The 15,651-nt window shown below is 43.8% G+C and carries 13 protein-coding genes; 7 read left to right on the top strand and 6 right to left on the bottom strand.

Translation table 11 applies throughout. From position 1 onward, the window contains the following. The first annotated feature begins 205 nt into the window (after positions 1–205). Both hpt and FTU87_RS14225 read left to right on the top strand, forming a co-directional pair. Entirely contained in the window at positions 206–733 is a 528-nt protein-coding gene (gene hpt / locus FTU87_RS14230; protein WP_100358101.1) for a hypoxanthine phosphoribosyltransferase, read from the top strand. Between the two features lie 172 nt (positions 734–905). Further along, entirely contained in the window at positions 906–1,163 is a 258-nt protein-coding gene (locus FTU87_RS14225; protein ID WP_005173486.1) for a GlsB/YeaQ/YmgE family stress response membrane protein, read from the top strand. Positions 1,164–1,240: 77 nt separating this feature from the next. Here FTU87_RS14225 and FTU87_RS14220 read toward each other — a convergent pair whose 3' ends face one another. Next, the gene (locus FTU87_RS14220) at positions 1,241–1,942 is read right to left on the bottom strand and encodes a DsbC family protein (RefSeq protein ID WP_180086091.1); all 702 of its coding nucleotides are present in this window, start codon (positions 1,940–1,942) and stop codon (positions 1,241–1,243) included. 416 nt (positions 1,943–2,358) lie between these two features. On the opposite strand from FTU87_RS14220, the gene FTU87_RS14215 reads away from it, so the two are divergent. Next, the gene (locus FTU87_RS14215) at positions 2,359–3,504 is read left to right on the top strand and encodes an MFS transporter (RefSeq protein WP_180086101.1); all 1,146 of its coding nucleotides are present in this window, start codon (positions 2,359–2,361) and stop codon (positions 3,502–3,504) included. A gap of 388 nt (positions 3,505–3,892) precedes the next feature. Here FTU87_RS14215 and mnmE read toward each other — a convergent pair whose 3' ends face one another. The 5 genes from mnmE to rpmH all read right to left on the bottom strand — a co-directional run bounded on the left by mnmE (position 3,893) and on the right by rpmH (position 7,998). Beyond that, positions 3,893–5,251 carry a tRNA uridine-5-carboxymethylaminomethyl(34) synthesis GTPase MnmE gene (gene mnmE / locus FTU87_RS14210; protein ID WP_005173492.1) on the bottom strand — a complete coding sequence of 453 codons (1,359 nt, stop codon included), beginning with the start codon at positions 5,249–5,251 and terminating at the stop codon, positions 3,893–3,895. A gap of 91 nt (positions 5,252–5,342) precedes the next feature. Further along, entirely contained in the window at positions 5,343–7,106 is a 1,764-nt protein-coding gene (gene yidC, locus FTU87_RS14205; RefSeq protein WP_005173495.1) for a membrane protein insertase YidC, read from the bottom strand. Positions 7,107–7,111: 5 nt separating this feature from the next. Then, the gene (gene yidD, locus FTU87_RS14200) at positions 7,112–7,432 is read right to left on the bottom strand and encodes a membrane protein insertion efficiency factor YidD (RefSeq protein WP_005173498.1); all 321 of its coding nucleotides are present in this window, start codon (positions 7,430–7,432) and stop codon (positions 7,112–7,114) included. Positions 7,433–7,441: 9 nt separating this feature from the next. Then, a complete protein-coding gene (rnpA, locus tag FTU87_RS14195; RefSeq protein WP_100355778.1) occupies positions 7,442–7,834 on the bottom strand; it encodes a ribonuclease P protein component in 393 nt (130 codons plus the stop codon). Positions 7,835–7,863: 29 nt separating this feature from the next. Next, positions 7,864–7,998, bottom strand: a complete 135-nt coding sequence (gene rpmH, locus FTU87_RS14190) for a 50S ribosomal protein L34 (protein WP_000831329.1) — start codon at positions 7,996–7,998, stop codon at positions 7,864–7,866. A 661-nt stretch (positions 7,999–8,659) separates the two neighbouring features. Between rpmH and dnaA the strand changes: the two genes are divergently transcribed. The 4 genes from dnaA to gyrB all read left to right on the top strand — a co-directional run bounded on the left by dnaA (position 8,660) and on the right by gyrB (position 14,932). Then, positions 8,660–10,036, top strand: coding sequence for a chromosomal replication initiator protein DnaA (dnaA, locus tag FTU87_RS14185; RefSeq protein ID WP_074383792.1), 1,377 nt, complete (start codon positions 8,660–8,662; stop codon positions 10,034–10,036). 108 nt (positions 10,037–10,144) lie between these two features. Next, complete coding sequence (gene dnaN, locus FTU87_RS14180; RefSeq protein WP_074383791.1) at positions 10,145–11,293, top strand: DNA polymerase III subunit beta; 1,149 nt, start codon at positions 10,145–10,147, stop codon at positions 11,291–11,293. Between the two features lie 28 nt (positions 11,294–11,321). After that, positions 11,322–12,404 carry a DNA replication/repair protein RecF gene (recF, locus tag FTU87_RS14175; protein WP_100355780.1) on the top strand — a complete coding sequence of 361 codons (1,083 nt, stop codon included), beginning with the start codon at positions 11,322–11,324 and terminating at the stop codon, positions 12,402–12,404. Between the two features lie 56 nt (positions 12,405–12,460). Beyond that, positions 12,461–14,932, top strand: a complete 2,472-nt coding sequence (gene gyrB / locus FTU87_RS14170) for a DNA topoisomerase (ATP-hydrolyzing) subunit B (RefSeq protein WP_180086089.1) — start codon at positions 12,461–12,463, stop codon at positions 14,930–14,932. Positions 14,933–15,651 lie beyond the last annotated feature (719 nt).

The following is a 15,651-nucleotide window of genomic DNA, read 5'->3' as shown; positions in this document are numbered from 1 at the left end:
CATCGCTGGCTGATCGTCTCTGCCATGTTGCTGACCTGTACTTTCATCCTGCGCAGGGATTCGCAGGCAGCAAAGAAATGATTACATTTACAGCATGCAAAACAGGTGCATCTGCAGTAGGGATGTATTAAAATTACAGTGTATTCAGGTGTTGCAGGTCAACACCTTTTTTATTTTGCTATTTTTACTTTTTAGGTATCTACCCATGACCGTTCAAATGAGCGTAATGATTTCCGCTGAAGAAATTCAAGCTAAAGTCAAAGAGCTTGGTGCTCAAATCGATGCACACTATGCCCATAGTGACAAAGACCTTGTGCTCATCGGTTTATTACGTGGTTCAGTGATTTTTATGGCCGATTTGTGTCGGGTGATTTCCAAACCTCATGAACTGGATTTCATGACGGTATCCAGTTATGGCGGTGGCACCGTATCTTCGTGTGATGTAAAAATTCTGAAAGATTTAGACGGCGAAATCCGTGGCAAAGACGTGCTGGTGGTTGAAGATATTATTGACTCGGGTAATACCTTGAGCAAGGTGCTGGAAATCCTGCAAACCCGCCAACCGAACTCGATTCAACTGTGTACTTTGGTAAGTAAACCATCACGTCGTGAAATCGATTTAAAGGTCGAATTTTTGGGCTTTGAAGTTGAAGATAAATTTATCGTAGGTTATGGTCTGGACTATGACCAGAAGTATCGTCATCTGCCATTTATTGGTGAAATCGGTCTTTAAAATTTATTTTAAAAAGTGGCTTAGGCCACTTTTTTTATGTCTCAAATAGACAGAAAAACAGGAACAAAAAATAACATCTCGTTTCAGGATTCAACTTTTTTTGCTTTCTATTCTGTTTCAAGATAATTAAACATGATGTAAAAACAAAGACATGATAACAAGGAGCATACCTATGTGGACAATTATTGTGGCGATTGTCATTGGTTTTATCGCGGGTCTGATTGCACGTGCAATCCATCCAGGTAATGACAAGGCAGGCTTTATCATGACGACCCTGTTAGGTATTGCCGGTTCCTTATTGGCTACATTTGCTGGTCGTATGCTCGGTCTTTATTCGGCAGATTCTGCGGCAGGTCTGATTGCTTCCGTGATCGGTGCGGTGATTATTCTGTTTATTTATAACATGCTGACCAAACGCCGTACGGTCTAAGCGGTTCTGGCTCAATCTGAGCAGTTCCAGTAAAAGCACCCAGTCGGGTGCTTTTTGCTCTTGGATCTCTCTCGACTTTATAGTGAAAATTCCTTAAAAATCTGTTCGATCTGTTCTGCCGGATAGGCCCCCATGACTTTAAAACCATTCGAAAAAATAATTGCTGGTGTCCCATTCACACCCAAAGACTGGGCCAGTTTTTTATTGCGCTCAATCGGATTGGCACAACTTTTTTTCGATTTTGGCAGGCTACCTTGAGTGATCAGATCTTCCCAAGCCTGAGCAGGATTAGACGCGCAATACACCTGTTTTGAAGGCGCAACCGATTGTGGCTTTAAAGGCAGAATAAAAGTATAAATCGTCACATCCTTGAGTTTTTTCAACTCTACTTCAAGCTGTTTACAATACGGGCAATTTGGGTCAGAAAAGATCGCAATCTGACGTTTACCCGTACCTCTTACACTTTTCACAGCATCTTGAAGCGGCAATTTTTTCCAGTCAACACTGTTCTGTTTTAGCATCAAATCACGGGTCAGATTATGCTGATCCTGAATCCGCAGCATCGACCCAGCAAGCAGATGCTGGGCATCTTCATTCAGATAAACCACCTGACCCTGCATAAAACCACTGTAGATACCCTTCATTTCCGTGGTCTGGATATTTTCGATTTTTAAATTGGGGCTATTCTTTGCCAGATTGGCTTTTACCATATCAATATTAGCGAATGCGAAGCTTGAAACAAATGTACTTAAAGCAATAATCAGTGTTTTTTTTAACATGAATGTTCTACATGAATCAGATAAAAATATGCTTCGATTCTAATGGGTCTGCTTTTAAATTACCCACGGATTTATGTTACTGTTTATTCCAAGTTTAATCAGTGAATTATGTTTCACGTGGAACAGAAGCGATAAAAGAAGCTTAAATAACGGACAAAAATAAATTCTTGCACCACATTACATTCTGGTTAAGATTTTATATCTTATAAAATAATATATTATTTTATTGAAATACATATAAACACATCTATTTGATTTAAAATCTTTTACTGATTCGCCCTTGACCATGTTTCTTGGCCCGCTCTACACTGCATATACTTTTCTTTTTCTTCGCTATGCCCTGACATGGATTGGCCAAGGATCAACACTATAACGGCATGTTCATGACAACAATAACCACTTGGCGACCCTTCTGGATGGTCAGCCTGGCTTTAATCATGGGAACGATTGGTACTGCTTTAGCGAGTCCACTCTATCCGATTTATCAACAACTCTGGAATTTATCCCCAAGCCAGATTACCTATATTTTTGTCGCCTATATGTTTGGCTGTCTGGGCACCTTATTGTTTCTGGGGCGCACCAGCAATAGCATTGGCTTTTTAAAAACTCTACAAATTGGCCTCGTGTTTATTAGTCTGGGTTTGATTATTTCGGTCTTTGCCAATAATGCCCTGATTTTATCTCTGGGCCGTTTCATTATCGGGATTGCCTCTGGTTTGATGACGACTTCTGCCATGCTTGGCATGATGCAGACCATTCCGGAGAGTCATAAGCAGCTTGCGCCGCAATGGGTCTCTATTTTGACTGCGATTGGCTTTGGTCTGGGTCCGTTTATCGGAGGTGTCATTGCGCAGTTTTCTCAAGCCCCACTGGTGACTCCCTATATTCCGATTATTGTTGGAGCAGTGCTTTGTTTTATCGGCTTATTCTGGTTAAAAGTGCCTGCTTTTGAGCGTCAGCCCTTTAGTATCGCCCCCAAATTACAGCGTCCTGAGGCTCAATATCATGCTGTATTTATGATCATTGGGTTCACTGCATTTAGTGCCTTTGCTGCCTTTAGTTTATTTGCCTCACTTTCGCCTTCTTTTGTGCAAGATATTTTACCGTGGCATGGTCCTTTAGTAAGTGGTACCGCCATTACCTGTATTCTGCTGGTATCTGCAGTGGTGCAATACCTGGCCAAAGCGGTCGCTGCAAAAAAATGTCTGAATATCGGCTTGGTCATGATGCTGATTAGCCTGCTCAGCCTTGCATTGTGTATATTGCTTAAGGCAAGTTTCTTATTCTTCGTGAGCGATTTTTTATTTGGTATTGGGCATGGTTTTGCCCTGATGGGGGCTTTTGGCGTAATTCATGCTATCACCACTTTGCAAAACCGGGCCGCGGTGATGTCGACCTACTTGTTTATTGGCTATTTGGGCACCATTGTGCCGATTCTTGCGGTGGGTTACTTGGCCGACCATTTTGGATTAAATTTCGCTGTGATCAGCTTCTGTGTGGCGATGAGTGCTTTATGTGTCGTGCTCTGGTTATGCCACCAGAAGCTCAGTGTAAAAGCTTAAAATAGCCCTCTGATGAGGTAATGCTGATCAGTTAAGGAGTTTAGAAATAGACTCTTTAACTTTTTAGTCGTTCATGACGGAGTCTTCACCTTATAAATCAAATACTTGAAAATAATTTGTTACTTTGGTTTCGCCCAAATGAGAAGCGAGGCTTCGCAAGGAAGGCATCTTGCGGAGCAACACTCCTCACCGCAAAACTCGTCAGCCACCATCGACTAGTAAATTTGTCGCAGAAACAATCATTTTTAAATCTAGTCCTGCCTCAAACAGTTGCGGATGACTTTTCTACTTGTCAAATATGATCATGAATTTAAAAAAGAAAATACTAGTCAATTTCTTAACTGACTGGCATTCCTCTGATGAGAGCTATTTATGCATAATTTTTTGCTTACTTTCCAATACAAAACGAACCGAAAATTTTTCCAAGCAGATCATCGGCACTAAAGTCACCAGTAATTTCCCCCAGTGCATTCTGGGCTAGACGTAAGGACTCCGCCACCAGTTCACCGGCGTTGTACACCACCAATTGTTCACGTGCTTCAGCCAAATACAGTTGAGTGCGTTTCATTGCGTCTAAATGACGGGTACGCGCAATAAAGGTATCTTCTTCAGGCTGGAAGCCTGCATGCGCTGTAATCGCCTCTATGAGCGCTTGCACACCAGTTTCCTGCTTGGCAGAGACTGCGATATGCCGAAAACCATTCAAATCAGCAATTGCAGCTTCAGCACCAGTCAGATCACACTTATTCCCAATCAGCATCAAGCGTTTTGCTTCAATATGTTCAGCAAAATATTCTTGGGCCAGTTGCAGCGGATCTTCACCTTGACTTAGGTCATAGACCAGCAGTAACAAATCGGCCTGTTCGATTTCCTTGATTGCGCGGCGAATCCCTTCTTTTTCGACAATATCCCCGGTCTCACGCAAGCCTGCGGTATCCGTCAGGGTAATTGGCAAGCCATTTAAGGTGATTTTTTCATGCAGCACATCACGCGTAGTACCCGCAATATCCGTCACAATCGCACGTTCAATCCCGGCCAGCGCATTCAGTAATGAAGATTTACCGGCATTCGGTTTACCGGCAATCACCACTTGCAAACCTTCACGCAATAACTGACCTTGACGTGCTGATTGCTGAACTTGCGTGACCGCAGTCGCCACACCATCGAGCAGATTCAGAATCTTGCCATCGGCCAGAAAGTCAATTTCCTCTTCAGGAAAATCAATTGCGGCTTCCACGTGCAAACGTAAATGCACCAGCTGCTCAAGCACCGTATTGACTTTGTTTGAAAATGCACCTTGCAGGGAACGAACCGCAGAACGCGCAGCTGCTTGTGAAGTGGCATCAATCAGGTCAGCAATGGCTTCAGCCTGTACCAAGTCCATCTTGCCATTTTCAAAAGCACGCATGGAAAACTCACCGGCTTTGGCAGCAATCGCACCCAGTTCCAGCAAACGTGCAAGCAAGGCATTTTGAATCACCGGACCGCCATGACCTTGTAACTCCACCACATCCTCGCCGGTAAAGGAATGCGGATTCGGGAAGCAAATGGCTAAGCCTTCATCCATAATTTCACCAGCAGTATCGTAAAACTTACGAAAGGCAGCATAGCGTGCACCGGCAAGGGGTTGTTTTGTGAGTGCTTCGGCAATTTCATAGGATTTTGGACCCGATAGGCGAATCACCCCAACGCCGCCACGTCCTGGTGGCGTTGCAATCGCAGCAATAGTCGTGGTTCGGTTGAGCATAAAATTCACCTAAAAAATCCAAAAGTTCAGCCAAAAAAAATCCGCCTAAGAGTATCATCTTAAGCGGATTTATTCAGCCCGTCATTACAACTTAGTTGACTGGCGTTGCTTCATCACGTTTGGCACGTTCTTTAGCAACAGACTTGTTAATCAAGCCTTGTTGCAGGATGGTGATCAAGTTGTTCACAATCCAGTATAGAACCAAGCCCGCAGGGAAGAACAGCAAGAATACGGTAAAAATCACCGGCATAATCTTGAAGACTTTGGCTTGCATTGGATCAGTGGGTTGTGGATTTAAGGACTGTTGAATATACATCGTCAGACCCATTAACAATGGCAGGATAAACCATGGATCCATTGAGGATAAATCCTGAATCCAGAGCATCCATGGCGCATGACGCAGTTCAACCGATTCCATCAATACCCAGTACAAAGCCAGGAAGATTGGCATTTGTAATAACAGCGGTAAACAGCCCGCAAGCGGATTGACCTGTTCACGTTTATACAGTGCCATCATTTCCTGAGAGAAGCGCATACGGTCTTCACCAAACTCTTCTTTCATACGCTGCATTTCTGGAGCAATCACACGCATTTTCGCCATTGAGCGGTAGCTCTTCGACGACAATGGCCACAGAATCAGTTTCACCAGAATGGTCAATAGAATAATTGCCCAGCCCCAGTTACCCACTAAACCATGGAAGAATTCCAGACCCACGAACAAGAGTTTCGCAATTGGCCATAACCAGCCATAATCGACTGTTTGGTTTAAACCTGTGGCCAAATCCTTCAATTCTGACTGGATTTTTGGACCTGAATAGAAGGTCGCATCAATCTCGGCCACAGTACCTGCAGGCACATTAAAGGTTGGAGAAGTAAAACCAATAATGTTCATGTTATCGGTTGATTTACGTGATTCAAGCTTGGCGCTATACGCTTCACCATTACCCTGAGTCAACTTCAGATTACCAGGTACCCAAGCACTGACAAAGTAGTGCTGTACCATGGCAACCCAGCCACCTGTCGCTTCAGTACTGACTTTTTCTTCAACAAAGTTGTCAAATTTAAGCTTGTTGTACTGCTCGTCTGGCGTACCCCAGGCACCGCCCAGGAAAGTCCCTAGCGTGAAAATACCCTGGTCTGATTTACCCGGATCTTCTGAATTATCACGTTTGATCTGGCCAAACATCTGACCTTGCCAGGTCTGAGCACTGCGGTTCACCACTTTGTGGTTCACAACAACCGGATATTCACCTTCAGTGAAATTGAAGGTTTTGATAATCTCGACACCATCCGCGGTTTTAAATACCAACGGTACAGACAAGACTTTAAGGTTTTCACCCTCTTTAGATTTGGTTGCTTTCGCGTCTGCCAAGGTATAAGCGGTTTTTTCCAGCTCATACGTCGGACGGCCGTTACGGCTGCTGTCCGGTCCATTTAGACCGATCAGACCAGACTGAGCGACATAAGTACGTTTCGCATCGCTTTCCAGCATCACGAACGGTTCATCGCTGTCCTTGTTTTTGTCATGATTGAGTAATTCAACACGAACAATATCACCACCTTTCGGATTGATCCAAAGATGATAAAGGTCAGTTTGTACTGAAATAAGCTGCTGACTTACAGGTGCTGTGGCATCCGTGGCTTGCTGCGCTGGCATATTCGCTTGTGGCAGATCAGAGGCAACTGTAGCCGTCTGAGCATTTGGCAAATCTGCAGATACGTCATGCGAAACAACAGCAGTTTCTGGCTGCGGTTTGGTTTCAGCATTTCCATAATCTTTTTGCCACGCCAAAATGAGCAAATATGCGACAACAAACATGGCTCCGAGAATTGCAATCCTGGCCCATTGTTGCATATGTATTACCCCAAGTGGTGAGAGTGATTTTGGTTCAATAAACGATCACGAAAGGGTACAGCAACGTGAAGCGTTTGAGAATCTATTTGCTGAAATGAAATAAAACGAATCGCTTTAGAGGGAACAGGATCATATCCCGAGCCCCCCCACGGATGACAACGGCAAATACGCTTAGTAGCCAGCCACACTCCACGTCCAGCCCCATGTATCTGGACTGCTTCCAAGGAATATTGAGAACAAGTTGGAATATAACGACAGCGCGGCCCCAATAAAGGACTGATCGCAATCTGATAGAAACGTATCAACCAATGTAGTAAACGTACCATTGGCCTACTCTACTTTTGTGGGGAGGGGGCTATTTTTGTATGCTTTTTGGCAAGACGGTTCAGTTTTTGCCAAGCAAATTGTAATTGCTGATGCAATTCTGCATTAGGCACTGCTTCCACACCAATTTTTGGCATGATTACAATGTCTAAGTCATCTAATTGCTGTTGATGCAGGCGAAAACTTTCGCGAGCAAGTCGTTTTACTCTATTTCGTTCGTGTGCTCGGCGCACTTTCTTCTTAGCAACAACTAAACCCAAACGGCTATTTGGCAGTTCGGAATGTTTTGCAAGAAATAAGAAATGGGGCTGATGCACTTTAAAAAGCGCACCATCAAACACACCTTTATAATCGGCGGCACAGCGTAATCGCAACTCTGTACCAAAACTATAAAGTTTTGTCATAACACCCAAAATCGTCTTAGCGTAACTGATTAAACAGTTAAGCTATGACGACCTTTTGCACGACGGCGAGCTAATACTTGACGACCAGCTTTAGTAGCCATACGAGCACGGAAACCATGAACACGCTTACGCTTTAATTCAGATGGTTGGAATGTACGTTTCATATTGAAACTCCAAAAAATGATCTTTCTATGAAGGTCCGCGATTTTAGTGCTCATTGCTTGAGCTGTCAATGCAAAAGCACTTTTCTTTTCAAATAAGCTTAAAAAAGATTTTTATACGAGTTTTCAAAAAAACTGTTGGTGAAATGACTAAATTATACTTAACCACAGATTAAATTATTGTTATACATAGATATATAACTTATAAACAACTCTATCAACAAAGTTATCCACAATCCATCCAGGGTTTTAAAAGCAAGATTCTGTTTTTGAATTTAAATTCGTAGTCTCTCGATTTATCCACAGAAAACTCAAAGCTTATAAATAAATTCAAATTTATAAATTTAAGTTTATTATTATTAGGGAGCACTTTTTCTATGGATAAGCCACTTTTTATTTAACTAAACATACATTTATGTTGTGGATAAAACTGTTTCTAATAATTTTATACTTTGTGGATAACTTTGTGCTATATTTTATCCACAGCTTGCGGATAAACTTATCCACACCGGGTTTTAAATTTAAATTTATGCACGATGATGGCTTTTTGCACAGTTTCTGTGGAAATGATCATGACAGATGTGGATAACTTGGTTAGAATGGCGACCCGCTTTTGGTCGCGGTCATCTTTTTGAATGAACAATGGAATGAATAGGGGATTCACATGCTTTGGACGGACTGCTTAAATCGCCTGCGACAAGAGCTCTCTGGAAATGTCTTTACAATGTGGATTCGCCCATTGGTTGCAGAAGAGCTGGAAGATAGCTTGCGTTTGTATGCACCCAATCCTTACTGGACGCGTTACATTCAAGAGCATCATCTGGAACTGATTACGATTCTGGCCGAACAGCTGTCCGAAGGACGGGTACGCAAGGTCGAAATTTTGGTCGATTCACGTCCTGGTGCGATTTTATCGGCCAGTGAACAGCCAGCGACCACCACCGCGGCGTTGACTTCAACCCCAATGCCGGTACAAAAACCGAAAAAAGAAAAAGAAGATACGGTTAAAAATAGCCGTAGACGTCAGCTCAATCCGTTATTTACTTTCTCGCTGTTTGTCGAAGGCCGTTCTAACCAGATGGCAGCAGAAACCTGTCGCAAGGTACTGACCCAACTCGGTGCTTCACAGCATAATCCCTTATTTTTATATGGGCCGACCGGTCTGGGTAAAACTCACTTGATGCAGGCCGTGGGCAATGCACTGTTGCAGGCCAAGCCGAATGCACGGGTGATGTACATGACCGCGGAAAGCTTTGTACAAGATTTTGTTAGTTCTTTGCAGCAAGGCAAAGTGGAAGAATTTAAGAAAAACTGCCGTTCTCTGGATTTGTTACTGGTCGATGACATCCATTTACTGGCCGGTAAAGAAGCCAGCCTGGTAGAATTTTTCTACACCTTTAACGCACTTTTAGATGAATCTAAGCAGATTATTCTGACCTCGGACCGCTATCCAAAAGAACTGACTGAACTGGATCCACGTTTAGTTTCACGGTTTTCCTGGGGCTTGTCGGTCGGGGTTGAACCACCGGATATTGAAACCCGGATTGAAATTTTATTAAGAAAAGCCGAAAGCAATCAGGTGGATTTACCGCGTAACTGTGCCCTGTTTATTGCGCAGCAGGTGGTGGCCAACGTGCGTGAACTAGAAGGTGCGCTAAACAAAGTGGTGGCAATTTCACGTTTTAAAGGCACACCGATTGATCTGGATGTGGTGCGTGAATCCTTAAAAGATGTGCTGGCGATTCGTGCCCGCACCATCAGTACTGAAAATATTCAGCGTGTGGTCAGTGAATATTTCCGTATTCCCTTAAAAGAGATTGTCGGACCGAAACGCACCCGAATTTATGCCCGTCCACGTCAGCTGGCGATGGGTCTGGCACGTGAACTGACCGGCGACAGTTTTCCAGAAATTGGCATGGCTTTTGGTGGTCGTGATCACAGTACCGTGATGCATGCCTGCGAGAAAGTGCAGAGCCTGCGTGAGGAAGATCCAATCTTTAACGAAGACTATAAAAACCTGCAACGTCTGTTGCAAAGTTGACCTAAATCGCTCAAATTCTATTCTTGCTATGCGGCTGCTTTTGCCGCATAGTAAACCGTTAAAAATTCACTTTTTCTATATTAATCTTCAGCTTTAGAGGAATGCACCGTGCGTTTAAAAATCGCGAAAGAAAGCTTACTGAATGTTCTCTCACATGTCGTAGGAGCGGTTGAACGTCGCCATACCTTAAATATTTTATCTAACCTGAAAATTCAGGTGACTGCCCAGGCATTAACGGTGACCGGTTCCGACCTTGAGGTTGAACTGGTGGCCAGTACAACACTGGCTGAAGGTGCATGTTTGCAGGCCGGGGAGACCACAGTTCCGGCGCGTAAGCTGATTGATATCTGTAAGTCACTTCCTTCAGCGGCATTGGTGGATTTGCATATTACTGAAGATCAGCGCTGCATTCTCAAATCAGGTAACAGCCGTTTTGTACTGGGTACCTTGCCTGCTGATGATTATCCATTACTGAATACTGAAAACACCCAAGGTACGCAAGTAACTGTTACCCAGCGTGAGCTGAAGCGTTTATTCGAGAAAACTGCCTTTGCGATGGCGGTGCAGGATGTGCGTTTTTACCTGACCGGTACTTTGCTGGAAATTGATGCCAATCAGCTGCGTGCTGTGACCACCGATGGCCACCGTCTGGCGCTTTGTGAAACTGCGGCTCAATCTACTGCGACCCAGCCGATTCAAGCGATTGTGCCACGTAAAGCTGTTGCGGAATTACAGCGTCTGCTCAGTGTTGAAGATGAGCAGTTATCTTTGCTGATTGGTCGTGAACTGCTGAATGTGACCATCAATATGCCAAGCCGTGACAAGGAACAGGCCGATATTACCGTGCGTTTTACCACCAAACTGATTGATGGTAAATTCCCGGATTATCGTCGTGTGATTCCACGTGGCGGTGACAAAATCGTGATGATTGCGCATGATGTGTTCAAGCAGTCTTTGCAGCGTGTGGCGATTTTAAGTAATGAAAAACTCCGTGGCGTGTTCCTGAATTTTAATGCCGATTCCCTGCAACTTCGCGCCAATAACCCGGAACAGGATGAGGCGATTGAAGACTTAGCCATTCAATATGCCGACTCACCGCTGGAGATGTCGTTTAATGCGCAGTATTTGATTGAGGTGCTGGGTGTGCTGGATGGTGATGATGTCTCCATGACCATGACTGAAGCCAATCAGTCTGTGTTAGTACAAGACCCGGCACATACCGATCAAACTTATGTCGTCATGCCGATGCGTGTTTAAGTCGCGGCTATTGATACTCGTATAAGACATGCATATTACGCGTTTACATATTGAGCGTGTACGGAATTTAAAGACGGTTGCTCTCCACGGATTGCAGCCGTTTAATGTTTTTTATGGCCAAAATGGTTCAGGTAAAACCTCGATTTTAGAGGCGATTCATTTGCTGGCTGCCGGTCGTTCTTTCCGTACCCATATCCCGAAAAATTATATTCAGCATGGCGCACAGGACGCGATTGTGTTTGCACAGTCCACGACCGAAAAAATCGGCATGCAAAAAATGGCCAGCGGGGAACAGCTGATTAAGGTCAATGGTGATCTGGTGGCAACGCAGGGCCAACTCGCCAAGCTATTGCCTTTGCAGCTGATTGACCCACAAAGTACCGATATTATTGATCATGGTGCCAAGCCACGACGTCAACTTTTAGACTGGTTAATGTTCCACGTGGAACCTGAGTTTTATCATGCCTGGCAATATTATTCGCGTGCCTTGAAGCAGCGCAATAGTTTGCTCAAAAGCAAACGTTTCTTGAGTCTGTCCGATCTGGAGCCTTGGAACCAGATGCTGAGTGAGTATGGTGAACTTCTGCATTCGCAACGTGCGGGTATCGTGGAACAGTGGAAGTCCTTTTTTGAAGATGATCTAAAGCAGCTATTGCCTGATCTGCAGATCAGTCTGGAATACAGTCCGGGGTTTCATAGTGAAACCGGCCTGCTGAATGATCTGACCAATCAGCATGCAAAAGATCTGGAAAGACGTTATACAGAATACGGTCCACATCGCGCAGATTTGCGTCTGAAAACCCCTCTGGGGGATGCCGATGTGATCCTGTCACGCGGGCAAAAAAAGCTGCTGATGATGGCGTTAAAACTGTCGCAAATCGCAATGCTGCATTCTTGTAATAAGGAAACTGTGGTATTATTAGATGATGTGACAGCAGAATTAGATTTAACCGCACAACAACGTTTAATTGAGCGATTGAGCCAACTTGGTAGTCAAGTTTTTATTACCACCTTAGACCATGAATCAGTACAAAAGCACTTACATGATTTGTCTATCTCATATCAGTTATTCAATGTTGAAAACGGTACAGTTCAGGTTGTTGTGCAATAGTATTTTTTTAGTTTTACCCATCTTGGGATAGACCTATTTTTCACTAGGGAGAAACCATGAGTTCAGAAGATCAAGCTGCTTCTCAAACAGAACAAACCATTGAAAAGGCTTATGATTCCTCTAGCATCAAGGTATTACGTGGTTTAGACGCAGTACGTAAGCGTCCGGGCATGTACATTGGTGACACAGACGATGGTACAGGCTTGCACCACATGGTGTTCGAAGTAGTCGATAACTCGATTGATGAAGCCTTGGCAGGCCACTGTGATGAAATTATAGTGACTATTCATGAAGATGAATCGGTTTCAGTTTCTGACAACGGTCGTGGTATTCCAACTGATATTCACCCTGAAGAAGGCGTGTCTGCGGCAGAGGTGATTTTGACCATTCTGCATGCCGGCGGTAAGTTTGATGACAACAGTTACAAGGTCTCAGGCGGTCTGCATGGCGTAGGTGTGTCTGTGGTCAACGCACTCTCTGAAAAACTACTGTTGAACATCAGTCGTGCAGGTAAAACTTATGAACAGGAATACCGTCATGGTGATCCTGTTTATAAATTACGTGAAACAGGGATAACCGAAACGTCAGGTACCACTGTACGTTTTTACCCAAGTGCTGAAACTTTTAGCCAAACCATATTCAATGTCGATATTCTGGCGCGTCGTTTGCGTGAACTATCGTTTCTGAACGCAGGTGTACGCATTGTACTTCGCGATGAGCGCGTCAACCTTGAAAATATCTATGATTATGAAGGTGGTTTATCTGAGTTCGTTAAATACATTAACGAAGGCAAAACGCATCTGAACGATATTTTCCATTTCACTACTGCACAGCCCGATACCGGCATTACGGTAGAAGTGGCATTACAGTGGAATGATTCTTATCAGGAAAACGTACGCTGCTTTACCAATAACATCCCGCAAAAGGATGGTGGTACACATTTGGCCGGTTTCCGTGCTGCACTGACCCGTGGTTTAAATAACTATATGGACAGCGAAAATATCCTGAAAAAGGAAAAAGTTGCAGTCTCGGGGGATGATGCCCGTGAAGGTTTAACCGCGATCGTCTCGGTGAAAGTGCCTGATCCAAAATTCTCTTCGCAGACCAAAGAAAAACTGGTGTCGAGTGAAGTAAAAACTGCGGTTGAGCAGGCCATGAACAAGGCATTTTCTGAATATCTTTTAGAAAATCCACAAGCAGCGAAATCGATTGCCGGCAAAATTATTGATGCCGCGCGTGCCCGTGATGCAGCGCGTAAAGCCCGTGAAATGACCCGTCGCAAGAGCGCACTGGATATTGCCGGTCTTCCAGGTAAGCTGGCCGATTGTCAGGAAAAAGATCCAGCCTTGTCTGAACTGTATCTGGTCGAGGGTGACTCTGCGGGTGGATCTGCGAAGCAAGGCCGTAACCGTAAAATGCAGGCGATTTTGCCGCTGAAAGGTAAGATTCTGAACGTAGAGCGTGCGCGTTTCGACCGGATGATTTCCTCTGCGGAAGTCGGCACACTGATTACTGCACTTGGCTGTGGTATTGGTCGTGAAGAATATAACCCGGACAAACTGCGCTATCATAAAATCATTATCATGACCGATGCTGACGTCGATGGTTCGCACATTCGTACGCTGCTGTTGACCTTCTTCTTCCGTCAGATGCCGGAACTGGTCGAGCGTGGTCATATCTATATCGCCCAGCCACCACTCTACAAGCTGAAAAAAGGCAAGCAGGAACAGTACATCAAAGATAACGATGCACTGGAAACTTACCTGATTTCCAATGCCATTGACGAGCTAGAACTGCATATCAGTGCTGAAGCACCTGCGATTCGTGGTGAAGCACTGGCAAGGGTGATTGCCGATTATCAAACCTCACAGAAGAGCTTGGCGCGTTTAACCCAGCGTTATCCGGCGAGCTTGCTCGATGCTTTGCTGTCGCTGGACGCCTTTAAACTCGATCAGCTTGAAGATAAAAGTTATGTCGAAACTTGGGGTGAAAACCTGCGTGCAGCGATTGAAGCCATTCAGCCGACGCTACGTCCAGAATTAACGCTGGAATCTTTCGAGAAAGAACTGGCAGATGGCCAGAAAACTCAAAGCTGGTTACCAAGAATCACCATCTATGTGCATAACCTGCCACATAGTTATCTATTAGACTCTGTGCTTTTAGGTTCAAGTGAATATGCACGTTTATTAAAGAATTCGAAGAGCTGGTTCAGCCTGCTTGAAGAAGGTGCTTATTTACAAAAGGGTGATCGTAAGATTAACGTGAACAATTTTCATCAGGTTTGGCAGCATATTCTGTCTGACTCGCGTCGCGGTATGATGATCCAGCGTTATAAAGGTCTGGGTGAGATGAATGCGGAACAGTTGTGGGAAACCACCATGGATCCGGATAACCGTAACATGCTGCAAGTGACAGTCACCGATGCGATTGAAGCAGACCGCATGTTCTCTTGTCTGATGGGCGATGATGTGGAACCACGTCGTGCCTTCATTGAAGAAAATGCCTTGAATGCAGACATTGATACCTGATTAAGATGATTTTAAAAAGCGCCTTTCGAGGCGCTTTTTTGATGCAAAATTTATGCGAATATCATCTGAATTATTTTAGAAGCATTCCAATCTAGAGCGTGCTTTTCTGCCAAATGATCAGCTGATTTTAGCTGCAAAAAAAAGTCGAATTAAGCGGTGGCTAATCGACCTAAAAAAATTATCCATAAGTAAGCAATATAAAGACAAGTATGAGATCTGGATGAATGCAATTTATCATGGTGGGGAAGTAATTGTGCCACTATAAATATGAAGATTTTAGCAGGGTTTAAAGGATAACTATCGATACTAGGATCAATTGTACATATGCTGCAAAATAGCGTGTAGAAGCCATTGAAGCCAAAGTTGGTGTATGAAAAATACCCGTAGCGAAGGCCGAATTGAAGAGTGGAGAGCGATAGAGCTGGAAAATAATAAATACAAAATGATAAAGCTGGTTTTTTTAAATTCTATTATTTGAATGGCTTATTAAAATATCCTGCCGTATCTCAAATAATATGTGAATAGGATTATTTTAAGGTCTGCTCTAAATATGATCAAATATGTGGATAACTACAAAGTTATCCCTAATTAATTATGTGAATAAGATTGTATTTATCCACAAACCAACTCCCTCTCTAGTTAATTTCTGGTTTTAAATTTAAAAATATTTGGCTTGTGGGTAAGTGCTTTTGAATTTAAAATGGCGTTTTGAATTTAAA

The sequence above is a fragment of the Acinetobacter sp. YH12156 genome (assembly GCF_013418235.1).
Taxonomy (GTDB): domain Bacteria; phylum Pseudomonadota; class Gammaproteobacteria; order Pseudomonadales; family Moraxellaceae; genus Acinetobacter; species Acinetobacter pseudolwoffii.
The sequence above is the reverse complement of the archived record's forward strand: the minus strand, read 5'-3'. Positions and strand labels throughout refer to the sequence as shown.

Excerpts from the sequence above, each read along its gene's own strand:
- hpt (WP_100358101.1), top strand. The coding sequence starts at position 206 with ATGACCGTTCAAATGAGCGTAATGATTTCCGCTGAAGAAATTCAAGCT.
- FTU87_RS14225 (WP_005173486.1), top strand. The coding sequence starts at position 906 with ATGTGGACAATTATTGTGGCGATTGTCATTGGTTTTATCGCGGGTCTG.
- FTU87_RS14220 (WP_180086091.1), bottom strand. The coding sequence starts at position 1,942 with ATGTTAAAAAAAACACTGATTATTGCTTTAAGTACATTTGTTTCAAGC.
- FTU87_RS14215 (WP_180086101.1), top strand. The coding sequence starts at position 2,359 with ATGGTCAGCCTGGCTTTAATCATGGGAACGATTGGTACTGCTTTAGCG.
- mnmE (WP_005173492.1), bottom strand. The coding sequence starts at position 5,251 with ATGCTCAACCGAACCACGACTATTGCTGCGATTGCAACGCCACCAGGA.
- yidC (WP_005173495.1), bottom strand. The coding sequence starts at position 7,106 with ATGCAACAATGGGCCAGGATTGCAATTCTCGGAGCCATGTTTGTTGTC.
- yidD (WP_005173498.1), bottom strand. The coding sequence starts at position 7,432 with ATGGTACGTTTACTACATTGGTTGATACGTTTCTATCAGATTGCGATC.
- rnpA (WP_100355778.1), bottom strand. The coding sequence starts at position 7,834 with ATGACAAAACTTTATAGTTTTGGTACAGAGTTGCGATTACGCTGTGCC.
- rpmH (WP_000831329.1), bottom strand. The coding sequence starts at position 7,998 with ATGAAACGTACATTCCAACCATCTGAATTAAAGCGTAAGCGTGTTCAT.
- dnaA (WP_074383792.1), top strand. The coding sequence starts at position 8,660 with ATGCTTTGGACGGACTGCTTAAATCGCCTGCGACAAGAGCTCTCTGGA.
- recF (WP_100355780.1), top strand. The coding sequence starts at position 11,322 with ATGCATATTACGCGTTTACATATTGAGCGTGTACGGAATTTAAAGACG.
- gyrB (WP_180086089.1), top strand. The coding sequence starts at position 12,461 with ATGAGTTCAGAAGATCAAGCTGCTTCTCAAACAGAACAAACCATTGAA.